General features: G+C 75.1%; 18 protein-coding genes. 6 read left to right on the forward strand and 12 right to left on the reverse strand.

The window, feature by feature from the left end; all coding sequences use genetic code 11:
• The first annotated feature begins 297 nt into the window (after nt 1-297).
• Complete coding sequence (locus H7X46_RS20975) at nt 298-954, forward strand: amino acid-binding protein (protein ID WP_186361025.1); 657 nt, start codon at nt 298-300, stop codon at nt 952-954.
• Between the two features lie 78 nt (nt 955-1032).
• Here H7X46_RS20975 and H7X46_RS20980 read toward each other — a convergent pair whose 3' ends face one another.
• On the reverse strand, nt 1033-1752 hold the full coding sequence (locus tag H7X46_RS20980; protein WP_186361026.1) for a 3-keto-5-aminohexanoate cleavage protein: 720 nt from the start codon (nt 1750-1752) through the stop codon (nt 1033-1035).
• A gap of 400 nt (nt 1753-2152) precedes the next feature.
• A complete protein-coding gene (gene ligA / locus H7X46_RS20985) occupies nt 2153-4618 on the reverse strand; it encodes an NAD-dependent DNA ligase LigA (RefSeq protein WP_186361027.1) in 2466 nt (821 codons plus the stop codon).
• A 105-nt stretch (nt 4619-4723) separates the two neighbouring features.
• On the opposite strand from ligA, the gene H7X46_RS20990 reads away from it, so the two are divergent.
• The 3 genes from H7X46_RS20990 (at nt 4724) to H7X46_RS21000 (ending at nt 7935) form a co-directional block, all read left to right on the forward strand.
• Entirely contained in the window at nt 4724-5113 is a 390-nt protein-coding gene (locus H7X46_RS20990) for a VOC family protein (RefSeq protein WP_186361028.1), read from the forward strand.
• Between the two features lie 813 nt (nt 5114-5926).
• Complete coding sequence (locus H7X46_RS20995; RefSeq protein WP_186361029.1) at nt 5927-6307, forward strand: VOC family protein; 381 nt, start codon at nt 5927-5929, stop codon at nt 6305-6307.
• 26 nt (nt 6308-6333) lie between these two features.
• Entirely contained in the window at nt 6334-7935 is a 1602-nt protein-coding gene (locus H7X46_RS21000) for a peptide chain release factor 3 (RefSeq protein ID WP_186361030.1), read from the forward strand.
• Nucleotides 7936-7950: 15 nt separating this feature from the next.
• Here H7X46_RS21000 and H7X46_RS21005 read toward each other — a convergent pair whose 3' ends face one another.
• The 10 genes from H7X46_RS21005 to H7X46_RS21050 all read right to left on the reverse strand — a co-directional run bounded on the left by H7X46_RS21005 (nt 7951) and on the right by H7X46_RS21050 (nt 18466).
• Complete coding sequence (locus H7X46_RS21005; RefSeq protein WP_186361031.1) at nt 7951-8349, reverse strand: hypothetical protein; 399 nt, start codon at nt 8347-8349, stop codon at nt 7951-7953.
• A gap of 120 nt (nt 8350-8469) precedes the next feature.
• Nucleotides 8470-10119: a polyketide antibiotic transporter gene (locus H7X46_RS21010; RefSeq protein ID WP_186361032.1), complete on the reverse strand. Its 1650-nt coding sequence runs from the start codon at nt 10117-10119 to the stop codon at nt 8470-8472.
• On the reverse strand, nt 10116-11012 hold the full coding sequence (locus H7X46_RS21015; RefSeq protein WP_186361033.1) for an ABC transporter ATP-binding protein: 897 nt from the start codon (nt 11010-11012) through the stop codon (nt 10116-10118). Before H7X46_RS21015 ends, H7X46_RS21010 begins: the two co-directional genes overlap by 4 nt.
• A 133-nt stretch (nt 11013-11145) precedes the next feature.
• Nucleotides 11146-12309 (reverse strand): methionine synthase, encoded by a 1164-nt coding sequence (locus tag H7X46_RS21020; protein ID WP_186361034.1) that lies wholly within the window; start codon nt 12307-12309, stop codon nt 11146-11148.
• A 54-nt stretch (nt 12310-12363) separates the two neighbouring features.
• Entirely contained in the window at nt 12364-13446 is a 1083-nt protein-coding gene (mnmA, locus tag H7X46_RS21025) for a tRNA 2-thiouridine(34) synthase MnmA (RefSeq protein WP_186361035.1), read from the reverse strand.
• 3 nt (nt 13447-13449) lie between these two features.
• Nucleotides 13450-14655 carry a cysteine desulfurase family protein gene (locus H7X46_RS21030; RefSeq protein WP_186361036.1) on the reverse strand — a complete coding sequence of 402 codons (1206 nt, stop codon included), beginning with the start codon at nt 14653-14655 and terminating at the stop codon, nt 13450-13452.
• Nucleotides 14656-14695: 40 nt separating this feature from the next.
• A complete protein-coding gene (locus tag H7X46_RS21035) occupies nt 14696-15733 on the reverse strand; it encodes a 1-acyl-sn-glycerol-3-phosphate acyltransferase (RefSeq protein WP_186361037.1) in 1038 nt (345 codons plus the stop codon).
• Nucleotides 15730-16506 (reverse strand): GNAT family N-acetyltransferase, encoded by a 777-nt coding sequence (locus H7X46_RS21040; RefSeq protein WP_370588885.1) that lies wholly within the window; start codon nt 16504-16506, stop codon nt 15730-15732. Before H7X46_RS21040 ends, H7X46_RS21035 begins: the two co-directional genes overlap by 4 nt.
• Before the next feature lie 184 nt (nt 16507-16690).
• Nucleotides 16691-17638, reverse strand: coding sequence for an electron transfer flavoprotein subunit alpha/FixB family protein (locus tag H7X46_RS21045; RefSeq protein WP_186361039.1), 948 nt, complete (start codon nt 17636-17638; stop codon nt 16691-16693).
• Between the two features lie 42 nt (nt 17639-17680).
• Nucleotides 17681-18466 (reverse strand): electron transfer flavoprotein subunit beta/FixA family protein, encoded by a 786-nt coding sequence (locus tag H7X46_RS21050; RefSeq protein WP_186361040.1) that lies wholly within the window; start codon nt 18464-18466, stop codon nt 17681-17683.
• Between the two features lie 391 nt (nt 18467-18857).
• Between H7X46_RS21050 and H7X46_RS21055 the strand changes: the two genes are divergently transcribed.
• Together H7X46_RS21055 and H7X46_RS21060 are read left to right on the forward strand one after the other, a co-directional pair.
• Entirely contained in the window at nt 18858-19148 is a 291-nt protein-coding gene (locus H7X46_RS21055) for a hypothetical protein (protein WP_186361041.1), read from the forward strand.
• Entirely contained in the window at nt 19148-20935 is a 1788-nt protein-coding gene (locus H7X46_RS21060) for an acyl-CoA dehydrogenase (protein WP_186361042.1), read from the forward strand. The genes H7X46_RS21055 and H7X46_RS21060 overlap by 1 nt, the downstream gene beginning before the upstream one ends.
• Nucleotides 20936-20943: the final 8 nt, after the last annotated feature.

Raw genomic sequence — 20943 nt, forward strand, 5'->3', positions numbered from 1 at the left:
CGGTGCGGCGACGACGATGCTGCGGCCCACCCGGAACACCGCCCGACACGCCTCGCGGGCGGACGGGTGCGCCGGTGCGCATCCAGTCTATTCCCGCCGGTCCGGCGCCCGGCCGCCCCCCGGTGACCGGCCGCCCGCCCGCACCGGCGGGGGGAGATGGTGACCGGCGCGCGCCGGGGGTGGCAGGATCACGGTTCCCGCCCGGAACTCCGCACCCGCGGAGGCGGCGCCGTCGTCACCCGCGCGGGGTCACCGGCATGCCGCGAAGGCGTCCGCGCCGAGGGAGAGGATCCGTTCGTGTCGTTCCTGCTCCGGGTCATCCTCCCGGACACGCCCGGAAACCTCGGAGCCGTCGCCTCGGCACTCGGCGGCGCCGGCGCGGACATCCTCAGCATCGACGTCGTCGAGCGCAGCGGCGGGCAGGCCGTCGACGACATCGCGATCGAGCTGTCCGCGAACCGCCCGCCGGACGTGCTGATCACCGCCGCCGAGTCGGTGCCGGGCGTGACGGTGGAGTCGGTCCGCCCGCACACCGGCCTGCTGGACACGCACCGCGAGCTGGAGCTGCTCGACGAGATCGCCGGGAACCCCGGCCACGGGCTGGACCTGCTCACCGCGGAGGTGCCGCGGCTGTTCCGGGCCGGCTGGGCCCTCGTCGCGGTCAGCGAGCTCGGGCGGTCCTACCGGATCGCGGAGAGCTCCACCGCGCCGGAGACGCGCACCGGTGACCTGCCGTGGCTGCCGCTGGACCGGACGATCGCGCTCGACGAGAGCCACTGGGTGCCCGAGCCGTGGCGAGCGATGGACACCGAGCTGGCGGCGGCGCCGTTCGGCACCGGGGCCCCGCCGAAGACGCTGGTGGTGGGGCGTCCGGGCGGCCCGGTGTTCCGGCCCTCGGAGCTGGCGCGGCTGGCGCACCTGGCCGGGATCGTCGCGACCGTGCTGAAGGCCTGAGGTCCGGCGGTCGAGGGCCGAAGCAGCGGCACTGAGGCCCGGCGGTCGAGGGCCGAAGCAGCGGCCCTGAGCCCCCGGTCAGACCCGGATGGACAGGGCGGTCCGGACGAGGTCGTCGTTGCCGGTGGCCAGCCAGCCGTCCGGGCGGACCAGCACGTCCTCGAACCCGATCCGGGTGTCGATGTTGACCCGGGTCGCGTACTCGAGGACCGGCCAGGCGCCCTCCTCCTCGCCGTGCAGCAGCACCGGCACCGGGGGCTGACCGAGCGCGCGCAGGATGCGGATCCCCTCGGCGACCGCGGTCTCCGGGTCGACGACGGTCGACTCGGCGATCACCCGCCGGGTCCCGGGCGGCAACCCGTTCTGGCGGAGGGTCACGGCGTCGCCGCTGGTCCAGACGCCCAGCTCGACGGCGATGCCGACCGACCATGCGGCCTGGCAGACGTCGGTCCAGCCGAGCTCGTGCACGTTCACCCCGCACACGTCGGGCTTGCCGGATCCGAGCCGCCCCCAGGCCCGCACGGTCTCGACCCGGTCCTGCGGGTCGGGCACGATCCAGCGCCCGGTCGGCACACCGATCTCGACGCCGGGCGCCTCCTGCCGGATGAGTGCCACCACGTCCCCGATGACGGCCGGGTCCAGCGTCTCCGCACCGCTGTCGTCGCGCGGGTGGACGTGCACCGAGGTGACGCCGAGCCGGGCGACCGCGCGGGCGTCGCGAGCGAGGTGGCGGGGCAACACCGGGAGGGCGGGATGTGCGTCCGCCGGCCGTGACCCGTTGAGTGCCGCCTGCAGCACCGTGTTCCCCCGCTTCGTCGTGCCGGCTCCGGGCCGAACGGCCCGGTGACCCCGAGAGTAGGCGCCGGATCCCGGGTGGGGACGGCCGGGCGCGCTCGTCGGGCGGGGGTGTCGCCGTCCGGCGGAGTTCCCGCGCCGGACGGCGACACGCCGGGTGAGCGGGCGATCACGCACGGCGTGCCGTCCGGCGACGCCACCCGGACGCGCCGTCTCCCCGCCCGACCGGTGCCGGTCGAACCGCCGCGGCGCACTCGACCGCACCCTTCACTCGGCGGCAGCGTGCTCGGCCGCACCGTTCGCTCGGCGGCGTCGTGCTCGGCCGTACCCTTCACTCCGCAGCCTCCGCAGCGTCGTGCTCGGCCGCGCCGCTTCACTCCGCCACGGCGCTCGGCCGCGCCGCTCACTCCGAGGCGGCGTGCTCCCGTGCGGCGTCCGGCCCGCGGTCGAGCAGGGTCCGGAACCCCACCTCGTCGAGTACCGGCACGCCGAGCTCCTTCGCCTTGTCGTACTTCGACCCGGGGGCCTCCCCCGCGACGACGAACGCGGTCTTCTTCGACACCGACCCGGCGGCCCGGCCGCCCCGGGCCATGATCGCCTCCTTGGCCTCGTCCCGGGACCAGCCCTCCATCGAACCGGTGATCACGATCGACAGGCCTTCCAGGAAGCGGGGTACCGAGGTGTCGACCTCGTCCTCCATCCGGACGCCTGCGGCCCGCCACTTCTCGACGACCTCGCGGTGCCAGTCGACGGAGAACCAGTCCCGGACCGCGGCCGCGATGGTGGGGCCGACCCCGTCCACGCCCGCGATCGGGGCGAGCGCCTCGGCGACGGCCTTCGCCCGCGCCCGCGCGGCGGCCTTCTCCTGCCGGCCGGCCTCGGCCACGGCGGCGTCCGCGTCACCCTGCGCCTCGGCGGCCTCGCCTTCCTGGGTGGTCGCCGGCGCCGCGGAACCGGCCGCGCCCTGCGCACCGGGCCCGCCGTCGCCGTCGGGCGTGCCGTCCTCCCCGAGCCCGCCGGCCTCCTCGATGGCGCCGCCCTCGTCGGGTGTGTCGGCACCCCCGATGGTGCCGCCGCCGGGGGTGCCGGTCTCCTCGCCGCCCTCGCCGGGCGTACCGGCGTCCTCGCCGGGCGCGCCGTCCTCGCCCGCCGTGCCGTCCGAGACGATCTCGACACCCGCCGCCTCGGTGCGCTCCCTGGCCCGCGCTGCCGCCAGCTCCAGCGCCTCCATCGAGCCGAACTCGCGGGCCAGCGCCTGCGCCGCCGTCGGGCCGACGTGGCGGATGGACAGCCCGACCAGCACCCGCCAGAGCGGGCGGTCCTTCGCCGCCTGCAGATTGGCGAGCAGCTTGCGCCCGTTCGCCGACAGCGCACCGGCCTTGGTCCGGAACAGGTCGGTGCGCAGCAGGTCGTCCTCGGTGAGGGCGAAGACGTCGCCCTCGTCGGTCAGCACCCCCGACGTCAGCAGGGCGACGGCCGCCTCGTAGCCGAGCCCCTCGATGTCGAACGCGCCCCGGCCGGCCACGTGGAACAGCCGTTCCCGCAGCTGCGCCGGGCAGGAGCGGGCGTTCGGGCAGCGCCGGTCGACGTCGCCGGCCTTCTGCCGGACCAGCGCCGTCCCGCACTCCGGGCAGTGCGTGGGCATGACGAACTCGCGCTCGCTGCCGTCCCGGACGTCGGTGACCGGGCCCAGCACCTCGGGAATCACGTCGCCGGCCTTGCGGATCACGACCCGGTCGCCGATGAGCACGCCCTTGCGCCGCACCTCGTCGGCGTTGTGCAGGGTGGCCATCTCGACCGTGGACCCGGCGACCTTGACCGGTTCCATCACCGCGTACGGCGTGACCCGTCCGGTCCGGCCGACGTTGACCCGGATGTCCCGCAGCGTCGTGGTCGCCTGCTCGGGCGGGTACTTGTAGGCGATCGCCCAGCGCGGGAACCGGGAGGTGGCGCCGAGCCTGCGCTGCAGGGCGACCTCGTCGACCTTGACGACCACGCCGTCGATCTCGTGCTCGACGTCGTGCCGGTGCTCGCCCCAGTGCTCGACGAACTCGATCACGCGCTCGATGCCCTGCAGCACCGTGGTGCGCGGGGAGATCGGCAGCCCCCACGCGACCAGCGCGTCGTAGGCCTCGGACTGCGTCCGGGGGGTGAACCCTTCCCGCTTGCCCAGGCCGTGGCAGATCAGCTTCAGGTTCCGCGAGCCGGTGACCCGCGGGTCCTTCTGCCGCAGCGACCCGGCCGCGGTGTTGCGGGGGTTCGCGAACGGCGGCTTGCCCGCGTCGACCAGCGCCGCGTTCAGCTTCTCGAAGTCCTCCAGCCGGAAGTAGACCTCGCCGCGCACCTCGACCAGCTTCGGGACCGGGAAGTCGTCGGTGCCGGTGAGCCGCTCGGGCACCTCGTCGAGGGTCCGCATGTTGAGCGTGATGTCCTCGCCGGTCCGGCCGTCACCGCGGGTCAGGGCCCGGGTCAGCCTGCCGTCCTCGTAGAGCAGGTTCACCGCCAGCCCGTCGATCTTGAGCTCGCACAGGTAGTGGAGGTTCTCGCCGACCTCCTTGGTGACCCGCTCCTGCCAGGTGCGCAGGTCGTCGACGGAGAACGCGTTGTCCAGCGACAGCATGCGCTCGAGGTGTTGGTACGCAGTGAACTCGGTGGAGAACGTGCCCCCGACCCGCTGGGTGGGCGAGTCCGGCGTGGCCAGCTCGGGGTGCTCCTCCTCGAGCGCGAGCAGCTGCTGCCAGAGCTCGTCGAACTGGCCGTCGGAGATGACGGGCGCGTCCAGCACGTAGTACCGGAACTGGTGGTCGGCCACCTCGGTGGCCAGCTGCGCGTGCCGCTCGCGGGCCTGCTCGTCGGTCTGGGAACTCACGACGGCAGGTTAGCCGCGACCGCCGACAGTCCACCCGTCCAGACGGCGAGCCGCACGCGTCGCGGTGGGAGGCTGCATGCCCGTTCTCGAGGAAAGGACAGTGACATGGGTGGTCGGGTCGTGCACTTCGAGATCCCGTTCGACGACGGGGACCGCGCCCGCGCGTTCTACCGGGACGCGTTCGGGTGGAACGTCCAGGAGATGCCGGAGTTCAGCTACACCATGGCGGCCACCGGACCGGCCACCGAGCAGGGGATGCCGAGCGAGCCGGGCTTCATCAACGGCGGGATGTTCGCCCGGAGCGAGGAGTGGCCCGCGGCCGGACCCGTGATCGTCGTCGACGTCGAGAGCATCGACGACACGATGGCCCGGCTCACCGAGCTCGGGGCGACGTCGGTCGTGGACAAGCAGCCCGTCGGGGAGATGGGATTCGCGGCGTACTTCCGGGACCCCGAGGGCAACGTCATCGGGCTCTGGGAGAGCGCCGCGGCGTGAACCCGCGGGTTGACAACCAGGTAAGCCTTACCTAATGTCTGCGGTGTCGCTTCGTGGTGGGAGCGGCGCGTCAGTTCGGGACGGACGGCCCGGTCGCACCCCGGTGCGGCCGGGCCGTCGAACGTCGGCGGGATGGGCCGGGATCTCGGTGAGCACGACGTCCGGGCCGGAGTCCGGCGGGTGACGGCCCCGGAGCTGCGCCCGGACGCGCAGCACCGCGCGACCGTCGCTGAGATGCGCGATGTGGGCCCGACGGGGACGGATTCGCGGTGATCGACTCCGTGGGGCCGGTCGAGGCGCACGTTCCCGCCGCGACCCAGGCGCATTCGCGCTGATCGACTCCGTCGAGGCCGATCGAAACGCACGTTCTCGCCCCAGGCCCGGCAAGTTCGCGCTGATCGACTCCCCGACGCCGGCCGAAGCGCACCTTCTCGCCCCAGCCCCGGCGAGACCGCGCTGATCGACTCCCCGACGCCGGCCGAAGCGCACCTTCTCGCCCCAGCCCCGGCGAGATCGCGCTGATCGACTCCCCGACGCCGGTCGACGCGCACGATATCGCCGCCGCAACGGCAGGTTCGCGCTGATCGACTCCCCGAGGCCGGTCGAAACGCACGCTCTCGCCCCAGCCCGGCAGATTCGTGCTGATCGACCCGCCGAGGCCGGTCGAGGCGCACACCCTCACCCCCACCCCCGGCGAGATCGCGCTGACCGATTCCCGACGCCGGTCGAGGCGCGCGATCTCGCCGCATCCCGGGCGCATCCGCGCTGATCGCATCCCTTGGAGCCACGCCGGATGCCCGGCAGAGTCGTCGCATGTTGCGTCTCGGGTTCCCCGTCGTCGGCGTCACCGATCCGGACCGCGCCGCCGCCTTCTGGTCGGCCGCACTGCACCTCGAGGTCTCCGACGAGTGGGCGAGCCCGCGCTGGCGCACCCTGACCGGCCCGGACGGCACCCATGTCCTCGGCCTCATGCGCAGCGACTCCCCGCCCGAGCCACGACCCAGGCTGCACCTGGATCTGCTGGTCGACTCCACCGACGAGCAGGCCGCCGAGGTGGAGCGCCTGACCGGCCTGGGCGCCACCGTTCCCGACTGGAACGGCTATCCGGCCGATCCGGACTTCGTGGTGCTGGCGGACCCGGACGGCAACCTGTTCTGCGTCGTCGACCTGAGCCGGGCGCCGTCGTCCGGCTGAGGATCGCCGCACCTATCCTGGTGAGCGTGACCGACCCGCAGGACGCCCATGTGATCGGCGAGACCGCGCGCCGGCGCACCTTCGCCGTCATCTCCCACCCGGACGCCGGCAAGTCCACCCTCACCGAGGCGCTCGCCCTGCACGCCGAGGTGATCGACTCGGCGGGAGCGGTCCACGGCAAGTCCGGCCGCAAGGGCGTGACCAGCGACTGGATGGAGATGGAACGCGCCCGCGGCATCTCGGTGTCGTCGGCGGTGCTGCAGTTCGCCTACCGCGACTGCGTGATCAACCTGCTCGACACCCCCGGCCACGGCGACTTCTCCGAGGACACCTACCGGGTGCTCGCCGCCGTCGACGCCGCGGTGATGCTGCTCGACGCGGCCAAGGGCCTCGAGCCGCAGACCTTGAAGCTGTTCGACGTCTGCCGGTCCCGCGGCGTCCCGGTCATCACGTTCGTCAACAAGTGGGACCGGCCCGGCCGCGAGGCACTGGAGCTGCTCGACGAGGTCGAGCAGACGATCGGGCTGCGCCCGATGCCGCTGACCTGGCCGCTCGGGATCGCCGGCCAGTTCAAGGGCCTCATCGAACGCGAGACCGGCGAGTACACCGCGTTCACCCGCGCCGCGGGCGGCGCGACGAAGGCCACCGCGACCGTCGTGGACGCCGGCACGATCGCCGCGGCCGAGCCCGAGTACTGGCAGACCGCGCAGGACGAGCTGGGCCTGCTCGACGAGATCGGCGCGAGCTGGGACGAGAAGGACTTCCTGTCCGGCACCGCGACCCCGGTGCTGTTCGGGTCGGCGCTGTCCAACATCGGCGTCGCCCGGCTGCTCGACGCGCTGGTCGATCTCGCGCCCGCCCCCGCCGCCCGGCCGGACGCCGAGGGCAACGACCGCCCGCTGGACGCCCCGACCGCCGGGCTGGTGTTCAAGGTGCAGGCCGGCATGGACAAGGCGCACCGAGACCGGATGGCGTTCCTGCGGATCTGCTCCGGCCGCTTCGAGCGCGGCATGGTGCTCACCCACGCCGCGACCGGCAAGCCGTTCGCCACCAAGTACGCCCAGTCGGTGTTCGGCGCCGAACGCAAGACCGTCGAGGAGGCCTTCCCCGGCGACATCGTCGGGCTGGTCAACGCGACCGCGCTGCGCCCGGGCGACACCCTCTACGCCGCGGACCGGGTGGAGTTCCCGTCGATCCCGGCGTTCGCCCCCGAGTACTTCGCGGTGGTCCGCGCCCGCGACGCCGGCAAGTACAAGCAGTTCCGCAAGGGCATCGAGCAGCTCGGCAACGAGGCCGTCATCCAGGTCCTGCGCTCCGACCTGCGCGGCGACCAGGCCCCGGTGCTGGCCGCGGTCGGGCCGCTGCAGTTCGACGTCGTCACCGGCCGGCTGGAGACCGAGTTCAACGCCCCGGTCACCCTGGACCGGCTGCCCTACCAGATCGCCCGGCTGACCGAACCGGACGCCGTGGAGGTCCTGTCCGGGCAGTCCGAGTGCGAGGTGCTGCGCCGCGACTCCGACGGTGCCCACCTCGCCCTGTTCAGCAACAAGTGGCGGATGGACATCATCCAGCGCCGGTTCCCGGACCTGCGGTTCGAGGCGATGCCGGCCGGTTCGACGATCACCTGAGGGCGGCGAGGGCGCTCAGTCCGCGTGGCAGCTCGCCGGCGCGCAGGCGAGCGTCCCGCCTGCCGGGGCGGGGTCGGCCGTACCGCCGCCGCCCAGCGTGACGATCACGAACACGGCCAGCCAGATCAGCCCGCCGGCCAGCCCGGCCACCGCCACACCGGCCGCCGAGACCGGGATGCGGTTTCCCCGCCGTGGCCCGCGGACGGCGCCGATCGTGCCGAGCACCAGCCCGACGCCGTCGAGCATCAGCCCGGCGCAGACCAGCGCCAGGCCCCACATCGTGGGGGGCCCGGCGATCAACAGGGCCACCGCGACGGCCACCAGCCCCGTGCCCAGCGCGGCGGACACGAGGGCGGGGCGCCCCGAACCGCCGCGCGGCGCGGGGCGCCGGGCGTCGGGACGGTCGCGGAGCACGGCACCAGCATGAGGACCGGACCCCCGGCACGCGCCCGGGAGCCGAAGAGATCCACAGTTCTGGGTACGGGGCGCTGCGCGCTCGTGAGTGGTGATGAGGGCCCTGGCCCTGTTTTCCACTCACGAGCCGGAGGCATTCAGGTCGCGCCGCCGGTAGCCGGCCGCACCGACAGCGGCGGCGACGAGCGCGACCACCGTCGTCACGGCCGCCGCGCGCGGGTCGGCCGGTTCCGCGGGCACCGCAGACAGGTGCGCGAAGGGCGACATCGCCCGCACCGGTGCCGGCGCGTCCACGCTGTCGGCCAGGACCTGCCAGAGGAACCCGCCGGCGCCGGGCAGCACCCCGGCCGGCAGGGCCATGCCCGGCCGTACGCCCAGCCCGAGCGCGGCGAACCCGGCACCCAGCAGCGAGATCGGCACCGTGACCGCAGCCCCCGCCAGCACGTCCGCGACGCCCAGCGGGGCGCCCGCGGCCGCCATTCCCGCCCACAGCGCGAGACCCCCGGCGACGGTCAGCGCGGTGGCCCCGGCCGCGGCGACGGCGAGGTACCCGGCCAGCAACCACGGCCGGGACAGCGGGCCGGCCAGGAGCAGCGGCAGCCGCGCCTCGGTCTCGTCCTGGGCGAGCACCGCGATCCGGCGGGCGGCGAACGCCCCGACCGGGACCGGCAGCAGCGCGAGCAGGGCCGCCGCGAAGCCGGCGGGGGTGCCGAGCGCGGCGAACCCGGCTCGCGCGGCGAGCTCCGCGAACGTCGGGTTCGCGGCCAGGAAGTCGGTCGCGGAGACCACCAGCAGGCCGACCAGCAGGTAGTAGGCGGCGATCCCGGCGGCCCAGGCCGCCAGCGGCCGCAGCGCCGTCCGGGTGGCGAACCCCGGCACCGACCCCAGCAGGAGGAACCGGGACCGGCGCACCGATCGTCCGGCCAGCAGGCCGGATCCGGTGTCCCGCCGGCCGGACAGCAGCGCCGCCGTCACGAGCAGCACGACCCCGGCCGTGGCGAGCACCGCCAGCGGCCCGACCCTGTCCGCGTGGAACGGCGCCACCATCGCCGTGAGCCCGAACGGGCCGAGCCACCGCAGCCACCCGAGCTCGGGCACTCCGTCACCCACCATCCGCAGCATCAGGGTGACCAGCAGGACGCCGATCCCGGCCCCGGCGGCGCCCGCCCGGTTCCCGGCGACCTGGGCCGCGACCGCGCCCACCCCGGTGAAGACCAGCCCGGTCAGGCCGACCCCGGTCCCGTGCAGGACGGCACCCCGCGTCGTCGCCCCGGCCGCCACCATCGCCACCCCGACGGCACCACCGGCGGCCAGCGCGAACACCGCCACCACACCGCCGGTGACGGCCACCGCGACCTCGCGCCGCACCCGTCCGGCCAGCATCAGGTTCCAGCGGCCGGCGTCCTCGGCTCCCCGCAGGACCACCGAGACGGCGAGGACCGCCCACACCCCGACCAGCACCCCCACGGCGACGCCGGTCCGCCACACCGCGAACCCGCCCGGGTCGTCGAGCGCCACCGGTTCCCCGAACAACGTCCGGATCGCCGGGTTGCCGGCGAGCACCGCGAGTGCCGCCGCGCCCCCGGGAGCCTGCCCGACGACCGCGTCGTAGCTCGCCACGACGGCCGCGGTCATCCCCGCGGACGCCACGACGACGGCGACGCCACCGCGCCGGACGTCCCGCACGGCGACCCGGGCGACCGACCGGGCGGGTCCCGTGCCGGACGCCGGGACGGCGGTGGCCCGCGGCCGACCCGTCACGGTGCTCATCGGGCCTCCGCTCCGTAGTAGCCGAGGAAGATCTCCTCGAGCCCGGGCTCGCGCACGCGCAGCGTTCCGACGTCGGCACCGGCGAGCGCGCGCAGGGCCGCGGACGGCGGTCCCGCGAGGGTGAACCGGAGCCGGCCGGCGTCCGGCCACTCCAGGTCGGCGACCCCGAGCACCCCGCCCAGGTCCGGTGGGGCGCCGGTGAAGGTGACCTCGACCTCGGTGCGGTGCAGGGCACGCAGCGCCGCGACGTCGGCGACGTCGACCAGCCGCCCGGCACGCAGCAGGCCGACCCGGTCGCAGACCGCCTCGACCTCGGCCAGCTGGTGCGAGCTGAGGAAGACCGTCTGACCCCGGTCACGGGCCTCCCGCACGGCGGCCCGGAATTCCTGCTCCATCAGCGGGTCCAGGCCGCTGGTCGGCTCGTCCAGCACGAGCAGCGGCGCACGGGTGGCGAACGCGGCGACGAGCGCGACCTTCTGCCGGTTCCCGGTGGAGTAGGTGCGGGCCGGCTTACCCGGGTCGAGCGCGAACCGTTCGACGAGCTCGTCGCGGTACCGCCGGTCGACGCCCGGGCCGAGCCGCCCGAGCAGCTCGAGGGTCTCGGCGCCGGTCAGGCGCGGCCACAGGGCGACATCGGCCGGGACGTGGGCCAGCAGCGGGTGGGCCCGCACGACGTCGCCGCACGGAACGCCGAACACGTGCGCCGAGCCGGCCGTCGGGCGGGCCGCGCCCAGCACCAGCCGGATCGTGGTCGACTTCCCCGCCCCGTTGGGGCCGAGGAACCCGAACACCTGCCCGGCGGGGACGGCCAGGTCCAGCGGGTGGAGGGCGACGGTCGCGCCGTAGTGCTTGGCGAGCCCGTCGGTGCGCAGGGCGTCGACGCCGGGGATCACGGTGGCCTCCGAGGGACGGCAGGGCAGGACCTGCCGACCAGGCTTCCCGGCTCACCTGGACGGAGACGTGACTCCCTCCGAGGGGCGCTGCGGGCTCGTGAGTGGTGATGAGGGCCCTGGCCCTGTTTTCCACTCACGAGCCGGAGGCCTCGTCGGGGTCGGCGAACGCCTTCCCGAGCTCGCGGGACAGGGACAGTGCCCGGCGCGCCCACGCCGGGGTCGCCCCGGCCAGCCCGCACGCCGGTGTCGGGACGGCGAGCCGCGCGAGCCGCTCCCGGGCGAAGCCCAGGCGGTCGGCGAGGTCGTAGCCGGCCCGGGCGAGGTCACCGATCGCGGGCTCGCGGTCGGGCGCCGTGCCGGGCACCAGCCCGAGCAGCAGCGGGATGCCCTCGTCCCAGGTCTCGCCGACGGCGTCGAGCGCGCGGGGCTCGGCGGTCGCCCCCGTGAACGCGGGCCGGGTCGCGTCGATCCCGACGGCCGCGGCGCCGGTGCCGGCGAGCAGCCGGATCGGCGGCCGGTCCGCGCAGCAGTGCACGACGACCGGCGCGTCGATGTCCGCGATCAGGTCCCGCAGCAGGTCCTGGGCGTCCGGTGCGCGGACCGCGCGCACGGTCCCGTAGCCGGACGCGGTGGGCAGCGACCCGGCGATCACCGCGGGCAGGCCGGGTTCGTCGAGCTGGACGACGACCCTCGCCCCGGTCCGCTCGGCGATCTCCGCGACGTGGGACCGCAGCCCCTCACCGAGGCTGGCCGCGAACTCGCGGACGGCGCCGCGATCGGTGAGCACGCGGTGCCCGGAGGCCAGCTCGACCGACGCCGCGAGCGTCCACGGACCGGCGACCTGGATCTTGACCTGGCGGGGGTGGATCCGGTCGCACGCGTCGTCGAACGCGTCGACGTCGCCGGCCAGCAGGTCGCGGGCCCGGCGCAGGTCACGCCCGGGCCGCGCGGTGACCCGCCAGCCGGTCGGGACGACCTCGACGGCGAGGTCGACCAGCAGGCCCGCGGTGCGGCCGATCATGTCCGCGCCGACGCCGCGGGCGGGCAGCTCGGGCAGCGCCGGGAACTCCGGGGTCTCCCCGGTGACCAACGCCGACGACTCGCGCGGGTCGGTCCCGGGCAGCGAACCGACACCGGTGGCGACGCCCTCGGGCCACCGCTCGCGCGGGGCGGGCGGCTCCTCCGGCTCGTCGTGGGAGACCTCGATGCGGGGCTCGGGCGGCCGGGTCTCGCCGGGGCGGACGTCGCCCAGGCCTGCGGCGGCGAGCGCGGCGGCCAGCGGGTCTTCGGAACTCACGTGCCCAGTCTGCCCCGCAGCCGGCACGATCCGTGCCCGGGGAGCGGGAGCGGGTCAGGCGGTCGCGGCGATCGTGGCGCTGCCCAGGACGACGTCGCCGCCCGGGTCCGGCCGGTAGAACGCGACCGCCTGGCCGGGCGCGACACCGCGCAGCGGCTCGCCGAGGGCGACGCTCACCCCGTCCCCCGCCGGCGTGACCTCGGCCGGTGCGGTCCCGCCGTGCGCCCGCACCTGGACGACGCAGCCGAACGGGCCGTCCGGCGCGGCCCCGGAGGTCCACACCGGTCCCCGGGCGGTGATCGAGGTGACGTCGAGCGCCGAGTCCGGGCCGACCCGCACGGTGCCGCTGACCGGCTCGATCCCCAGCACGTAGCGGGGCCGGCCGTCGGCGGCGGGCCGGTCGACCCCGAGCCCCTTGCGCTGGCCGACGGTGAACCCGTGCACGCCGTCGTGGGTGCCGAGGACCTCGCCGGTGGCGTCGTCCACCAGCGACCCGGGCGTGCTGCCCAGCCGGTCCCGCAGGAAGCCCTGGGTGTCCCCGGTCGGGATGAAGCAGATGTCGTGGCTGTCCGGCTTGCGCGCGACCCGCAGCCCGAGCCGCTCGGCCTCGGCGCGGATCTCCGGCTTCCTGGTGTCGCCGACCGGGAACATCGCGTGCCGCAGCTGGTCGGCGCGCAGCACGGCGAGGACGTAGGACTGGTCCTTGCCGTCGTCGGCCGACCGGCGCAGCTCCGGGACCGACGGGTCGAGCCGGGCGTAGTGGCCGGTGCAGACCGCGTCGAAGCCCAGCGCGAGCGCCCGGTCCAGCACCGCCGCGAACTTGATCTTCTCGTTGCAGCGCAGGCAGGGGTTCGGGGTCTCACCGGCGGCGTAGGCGGCGACGAAGTCGTCCACCACGTCCCGGGCGAACTCCTCGGAGAGGTCCCAGACGTAGTACGGGATACCGAGCACGTCGGCGGCGCGGGCCGCGTCCGCCGCGTCCTCCCGGGAGCAGCAGCCGCGGGAACCCGACCGCATCGCGTCCCGGGTGCGGGACAGCGCCAGGTGCACCCCGACGACGTCGTGCCCGGCGGCGACCGCCCGCGCGGCCGCGACCGCGGAGTCGACGCCACCGCTCATCGCAGCGAGGACGCGCACGGCTCAGCCCGTCACCGTGGCGGGCGTCCGGCCGGCGCGGCGGGCGCGCTCGACCACGGAGGCGATCGCGCCGGCCAGCGCGGCCACGTCGTCCCGGCTGCTGGTGTGCCCGAGCGTGAACCGCAGCGAGCCGCGGGCGGTGGCCTCGTCGGCGCCCATCGCGAGCAGCACGTGGCTCGGCTGCGAGACCCCCGCGGTGCACGCGGAGCCGGTCGAGCAGTCGATGCCGTGCGCGTCGAGCAGCATCAGCAGGCTGTCGCCCTCGCAGCCGGGGAACGACAGGTGGGCGTTGCCCGGGAGCCGGCCAGGGCCGCCGTCGATCCGGGAGTCGAGCGCGTCGCCGTTGAGGACGGCGGTGGGCACCTCGGCCAGGACGGCGCCGACGAGCTCGTCGCGCAGCGCCGCCAGCTCGGCGCGGCGCCGCGGCGCGGCGGCGACCGACTCGGTGACCGCCGTTGCCAGCCCCACCAGCGACGGGACGTCGAGCGTCCCGGAGCGGACGTCGCGTTCCTGGCCGCCGCCGTGCAGCAGCGGGGTGCAGGCGACGTCCCGGCCGAGCAGCAGCGCACCGGCGCCGTACGGGCCGCCGAGCTTGTGGCCGGTGAGGGTGAGCGCGTCGGCCCCGGAGGCACCGAAGTCGACGTCGAGGATCCCGACCGCCTGGACCGCGTCGGTGTGGAACGGCACCCCGAACTCGTGCGCCACCTCGGCGAGCTCCCGCACCGGGTTCACCGTGCCGACCTCGTTGTTGGCCCACATCACCGAGACCAGCGCGGTGCCGTCCGGGTCCTCGGCGAGCGCGGCCCGCAGCGTCTCGGGCCGGACCCGCCCGAACTCGTCGACCTCCAGCAGCCGCAGCCGGGCGCCCTCGTGCGCGACCAGCCACTCGGCGGCGTCGATCACGGCGTGGTGCTCGACCGCGGACACCAGCACCCGGCTGCGGCGCGGGTCGACGGTGCGCCGCGCCCAGAACAGGCCCTTGACCGCGAGGTTGTCGCTCTCGGTTCCGCCCGTGGTGAACACGACCTCGGACGGGCGCGCACCGGTCACCTCGGCGATCCGCTCGCGCCCCTCCTCGACCTCGCGCCGGGCCCGGCGGCCCGACGAGTGCAGCGACGACGCGTTGCCGGTGCGGCCGAGCGCCTCGCTCATGGCGGCGACGGCGGCGGGCAGCATCGGAGTGGTCGCCGCGTGGTCCAGGTACGTCATCGACGACCAGGGTAATCCCCGCGCCCGGCGACCGGTCCGCTCACCCGGTACCACCACCGGCCCCGCCGTGCCGGACCCGGTCCCGGGCGCGCGCCGCCAGCGCCCGCCGGTCCCCGGCCCCGGGCTCGATCAGCGCGCCGACGGTGACCTCGCAGACCAGCCCGGGCAGCCGCAGCACCCGCCCGACGGTGTCGCCCAGCGTCTGCTCGCCGACGAACGCGGCGGCCGTCGTCGGACGGCCGTCCCGGGTGGTCAGCGCGACCGTCACCGGGCGGACCGGGGCCCCGGCGTCGATGGCGGCCTGGAACGGGGCCCGCCGGTAGTCGCCGCCTGCGGCGCCGCACCAGGTCGTCGCCTCCGGGAAGACACCGACGAGTACCCCGGACCGCAGCGCGTCCGCGGTCGCGGCGACGGTGCCCGGCAGCCCCGACAGGCCCTCCCGGTGCACGAACAGCGTCCCGGTCCGGGCCGCGAGCGGGCCGATCAGCGGCCAGTCCCGCACCTCCTGCTTGGCCAGCATGGTGAGCGGGCCGAGCGCGCCGAGGGCCGGGACGTCGATCCAGGACGTGTGGTCGGCGACGACGAGCGCGCCCCGCCCGTCGGCCGGGGCCAGCGGCCCGCCCCGGACGACCAGCCGTACCCCGGCCGCGGCGAGCACCCCGCGGTGCAGGGCCCGCAGCACGGGGCCGAGCACCCGGCCGCCGAGCAGCGCGGCGAGCGGGACCAGCACGGTGGCGGCGGCGAGCACCGCCAGCAGGGCCACGGTGCGCCGGGCGAGCCGCCACCGGCCGGTCCGTGCCCGCGCCGGGAGGCACTCGCCGGGGGTGCACGGCGACCAGATCGCCCACGGCCCGCCCGGGCGTTCGGTCGCGGGCAGGGTGGCCGGGTGGGTGGGGTGCTCGATCCCCGCAGGGGTGCGGCCGGTGGGCCCGGCCGGGCGGGCCGGAGCGACCGGTGATGCGGGTTCCGGCGACGGGCCGCGAGCCGGCGCCGGGGGGTGGTGCGTGGTGGTGAGCAGGGCAGAGCGGGCCGGCTCGGGGGCGGTGCGATCCGCTCCCGGCCCGGCCGTGAGCGTCATGCGGGCACCCCCGGGCCGGCGGCTTCGCCGAGGAAGAACCGCAGGTAGCGCTGGTCGATGTGGTCCATGCCGAGCAGGATCGGGAAGTCGGCGACCCCGAAGTCCGGGTCGTGCGCGGGCGGGCCGCACACCCAGGTCCCGAGCCGGAGGTAGCCGCGCAGCAGCGGCGGGACGGTGGTCGTGCGGTGCGGCGGCGCGCCCGCCGGGTCCCACGGCCGGTGCGGCGTCGTCCGGTACTCCTCGGGCGCCAGGTGCTTCGCCCGCACCTTCTCCCAGACGCCCGCGGCCCGCATGCCGCCGTCGGCGAGCGGGACGCTGGCGCAGCCGATCAGCCAGCGGTGCCCGGTGAGCAGCATGTAGCGCGCGATCCCGGCCCACACGAGGCCGACGACGGCGCCGGCCCGGTGGTCGGGGTGCACGCAGGAGCGCCCGGTCTCCACCATGGAGGCGCGCAGCGGGTCGAGCCGGGACAGGTCGAACTCGCCGTCGGCGTAGAGCCCGCCGGCCGCGTGGGCGCGCTGCGGCGGGAGCATCCGGTAGGTGCCGACGATCTCGCCGGTGGCGTCCTCGCGGACGACGAGGTGGTCGCAGAACCCGTCGAAGCGGTCGGTGTCCCGCCCGGGTTCGGCGACGTCCAGGCGGGCACCGAGTTCCTCGGCGAACACCCGGTACCGCAGCGCCTGCGCCGCGGCGACGTCGTCGGCGTCGGTCGTGAGCAGCAGGGAGTACCGCCGGGCCGCGGTCTCCGGGGTCGAGACGATCACCTGGTTCACGCCGGTGTTGGTACCGGTCCCCCGCGACGCCCGGACGGTTCCGCGACGACACGGTGATGGCGTCCGCATGAACGCCGTCCGACGCGTGTCGTCGCAGGTAGCGCCAGGTGAACGGGCCCGTCATACGCGGCGACGCCCGGGTGCACGCGGCACCCGGGCGTCGCCGGAAGGGGCTCGGAGTGGGTCAGCCCTTGCGCTTGGTGACCTCGTCCTGCAGCTGCGGTGCGACCTTGAACAGGTCGCCCACGACGCCGAAGTCGGCGATCTCGAAGATCGGCGCCTCCTCGTCCTTGTTCACCGCGACGATCGTCTTCGAGGTCTGCATCCCGGCCCGGTGCTGGATCGCACCGGAGATCCCGAGCGCGATGTAGAGCTGCGGCGACACCGACTTGCCGGTCTGGCCGACCTGGAACTGGGGCGGGTAGTAGCCCGAGTCCACCGCCGCCCGGGACGCACCCACCGCGGCACCCAGCGAGTCCGCCAGGGCCTCCACCACCGAGAAGTCCTCGGCCGAGCCGACACCCCGCCCACCGGAGACGATCACCGTCGCCTCGGTCAGCTCCGGGCGCGACCCGCCCTGGATCGGCTCCCGGCCGGTCACGGTCGCCTGCCGCCCGGACGGCGCCGGCACCTCGACCGACTCGCGCGCCCCGGCACCGGTGGACTCCTCCACGTCGACCGCACCCGGCCGCACGGTGATCACCGGGTGCGCGGTGTTGGCCTTCGCCTCCGCGGTGTACGCGCCACCGAAGATCGAGTGCTGCACACCCTCGGCGGTCACCCCGACCACGTCGGAGAGCAGCCCCGAGTTCGTGCGCACCGCCAGCCGCCCGGCGACCTCCTTGCCGTTCGCCGACGCGGTGATCAGCACCCCGGCCGGATCCACCGACCCGACCAGGGACTCCAGCACCCCCACCTCGGGTGCGAGGAAGTCGGTGGAGTCGGTCTCGGCGACGTAGATCTTCTCCGCGCCGTGCGCGGCCAGCCCGTCGGCCAGCTTGTCGGCCACCCCGGCCGCGCCCACGACCACCGCGGACGGCGATCCGAGGGCCTTCGCGGCGGTCAGCAGCTCGTAGGTGGTCTTCTTGACATCCCCGTCGACGTGGTCGACGAGAACCAGAACCTCAGCCATGACTCTCTATCTCCAAACCAAGCAGGTACAGGGGGACGGGGCTCAGATCAGCTTCTGGCCGACCAGGTACTCGGCGATCTTCGCGCCGCCGTCGCCCTCGTCGGTGACCTTCTCACCGGCCTGCTTCGGCGGCTTCGGCGCCGAGCTGGTCACCGTGACCAGCGCGTTCGCCAGCCCGACCTGCGACGACTCGATCCCGGCACCGGCCAGGTCCAGCTTCTCGACGGGCTTCTTCTTCGCCGCCATGATCCCCTTGAAGCTGGGGTAGCGCGGCTCGGTCGACTTCTCGCCCACCGACACCACCGCCGGCAGCTCCGCCGACAGCCGGGTCACGCCGTCGTCGGTCTCCCGCTTCACCGACACCGTCGACCCCTCGACCGACAGCTCGTTCGCCCACGTCAGCGCCGGCACCCCGAGCAGGTCGGCGATCATCGCCGGCACCGCGGCCACCTGCCCGTCCGAGGCCGAGTTCCCGGCGATCACCAGGTCCCAGCCCTCGACCCGGCCGATCAACGCCGCCAGCGCCCGCGCGGTCTGCACCGCGTCCGAGCCGTGGATCGCCTCGTCCGACAGGTGCACCGCCGAGTCCGCGCCCATCGACAGCGCCTTGCGGATCGCGTCCGACGCGCCGTCCGGGCCCATGCAGACCACGACCACCTCGCCCTCGCCGGCGGCCTCCTTCAACTGCAGCGCCTGCTCCACGGCCCGCTCGTTGATCTCGTCGATGACCGCCTCGGTCCCCTCCCGGTCGAGGGTGTGGTCAGTCCCGGACAGCTTCCGCTCCGAGTAGGTGTCAGCCACCTGCTTCACCAGGGCCACGATCTTCATAGGACCTCTTCGACCTCCTGCCGCGGCGGCCTGCGCCCGTGCGCACACCGCGTCGTCCTCGTTCGCGGTGACCGGCCCCGGTCGCCCGGTTCCGGCCCCGCATCGCGTCACCGCGACGGTGCTGGGCCGCGCGCTCGTTGCGAGCGGAGGTGGGCCGCGGCGTCGCGCCCGTCGTGTAGCCGATGACTCTGCCAGCGTCGTGCCCTAATGGCACGCCGTGCCACTGTGACGTTCATTGTTACCAGTGAGTAGCCTGCGGGCGAAATGCCCGCACCCGGTGACCGTACTCACGCGCGCCGCCGGTCACCGCGGGACGTGCGACGTCACACCCGGCCGGACGGCGCACCTTCGCTACCGTCGGGACCTCGCGCACCGGCAGGAAGGAACCGACGTGCAGGTGACGGGGTTCGACGATCGCTCGGGGACCGGCTACGTGCTGAGCACGGGCACGCACGCGGACGAGGACGTGCCCGGCAGCCGGGTCGTGCACCACGACGGGGTGACGATCCGGGCCACCGAGGGCCTCGCCGCACTCCTCGAGGACGCGCTGGCCCACCGGCCGACCACCCAGCTCGCCTGGGGTGGACCGGAGGTGCCGCTGACGCTGGACGACGCCACCCTCCTGGCCTGGCTGCGCAACGACGTCGGCGGCGTGGTGACCGTCACGGGCGAGCCCGGCTGATGGCCGCGTCCTCGCTGCTGCTGTCCCGCGCCGACCTGGACTTCCTGCTGCACGACTGGCTCGACGTCGGCTCGCTGACCGCCCGGACGCGCTTCGCCGAGCACTCCCGGGAGACCTTCGACGCCGTCCTCGACGTCTGCGCCGAGATCGCCGCCGAGCGGTTCCGCCCGCACAACAAGCGCAACGACACCGAGGAGCCCCGCTTCGTCGACGGCCGCGTGGAGCTGCACCCGGAGGTCCGCCCGGCCCTCGAGGCGCTGGCCTCGACCGGGCTGCTGGCGGCGACCGCGGACGAGTCCGCGGGCGGGCTGCAGCTGCCGCACGTCGTCCACTCGGCCTGCACCGCGTGGTTCGCGGCGGCCAACATCAGCACCTTCGCCTACGCGATGCTCACCACGGCGGGCGCCAACCTGCTGCTGGCCCACGGCTCCGACGAGCAGGTGGAGCGGTTCGTGCGGCCCATGCTGGCCGGCCGCTTCCACGGCACGATGTGCCTCTCCGAGACCCAGGCCGGCTCGTCGCTGGCCGACATCACGACGCGTGCCGAGCCCCGCGACGACGGCACCCACCGGCTGTTCGGGACCAAGATGTGGATCTCCGGCGGGGACCACGAGCTGGGCGAGAACATCGTCCACCTGGTGCTGGCCAAGATCCCCGGCGGGCCGGCGGGGGTGAAGGGGATCTCGCTGTTCGTGGTGCCGAAGTTCCTCGGCTCCGGGGAGCGCAACGACGTCGTCCTCGCCGGGCTCAACCACAAGATGGGCTACCGGGGCACCACCAACACCGTCCTGAACTTCGGGGAGGGCACGCACACCCCGGGCGGCGAGCCGGGCGCGGTGGGGTACCTGGTCGGCGAGCCGCACACCGGGCTCGCGCAGATGTTCCACATGATGAACGAGGCCCGGATCGGCGTCGGGGCCGGCGCGGCCGCGCTCGGCTACACCGGCTACCTCGCATCGCTCGACTACGCCCGGACCCGGCCGCAGGGCCGGCCCCTCGCCGGCAAGGACCCGCACGCACCGCAGGTGCCGATCGTCGAGCACCCGGACGTCCGGCGGATGCTGCTGGCCCAGAAGTCCTACGCCGAGGGCGCGCTGGCGCTGGTGCTGTTCTGCGGGCGGCTGCTCGACGAGCAGGAGACCGCGGAGGACCCGGCGGAGCGGGACCGGGCCGGGCTGCTGCTCGACGTCCTCACCCCGATCGCGAAGAGCTGGCCGTCGCAGTGGTGCCTGCACGGCAACGACCTGGCGATCCAGGTGCTCGGCGGCTACGGCTACACCCGCGAGTACGACGTCGAGCAGCACTGGCGGGACAACCGGCTCAACCCGATCCACGAGGGCACGCACGGCATCCAGGCCGTCGACCTGCTGGGCCGCCGGACCGCGGTGCGCGGCGGCGCCGGGCTGGACGCCCTCGACGCCCTGCTCGCCGGGACGATCGCCCGGGCCCGCGCGCACGGCGGCGACCCGGCCGGGTACGCCGACGAGCTCGACGCCGCCCGCGCCCGGCTGGTCGAGGTCACCCGCGCGCTGCACGCCGAGCCCGACGTGACCGCCCGGCTCGCCAACGCCTCGATCCACCTGGAGGCGACCGGGCACGTCGTCGTCGCCTGGATCTGGCTGGAGCAGCTGCTCGCCGCCGGCGGCCGGGACGACGACCTGGGCCACGGCAAGCGGGCCGCCGCCCGCTACTTCTTCCGCTACGAGCTGCCCCGGACCGGACCGCAGCTCGACCTGCTCGCCGCCCTCGACCGGACCACCGTGGACCTGGACCCGGCCTGGCTGTGACCCGGGCC

The organism is Pseudonocardia sp. C8 (genome assembly GCF_014267175.1).
GTDB lineage: Bacteria > Actinomycetota > Actinomycetes > Mycobacteriales > Pseudonocardiaceae > Pseudonocardia.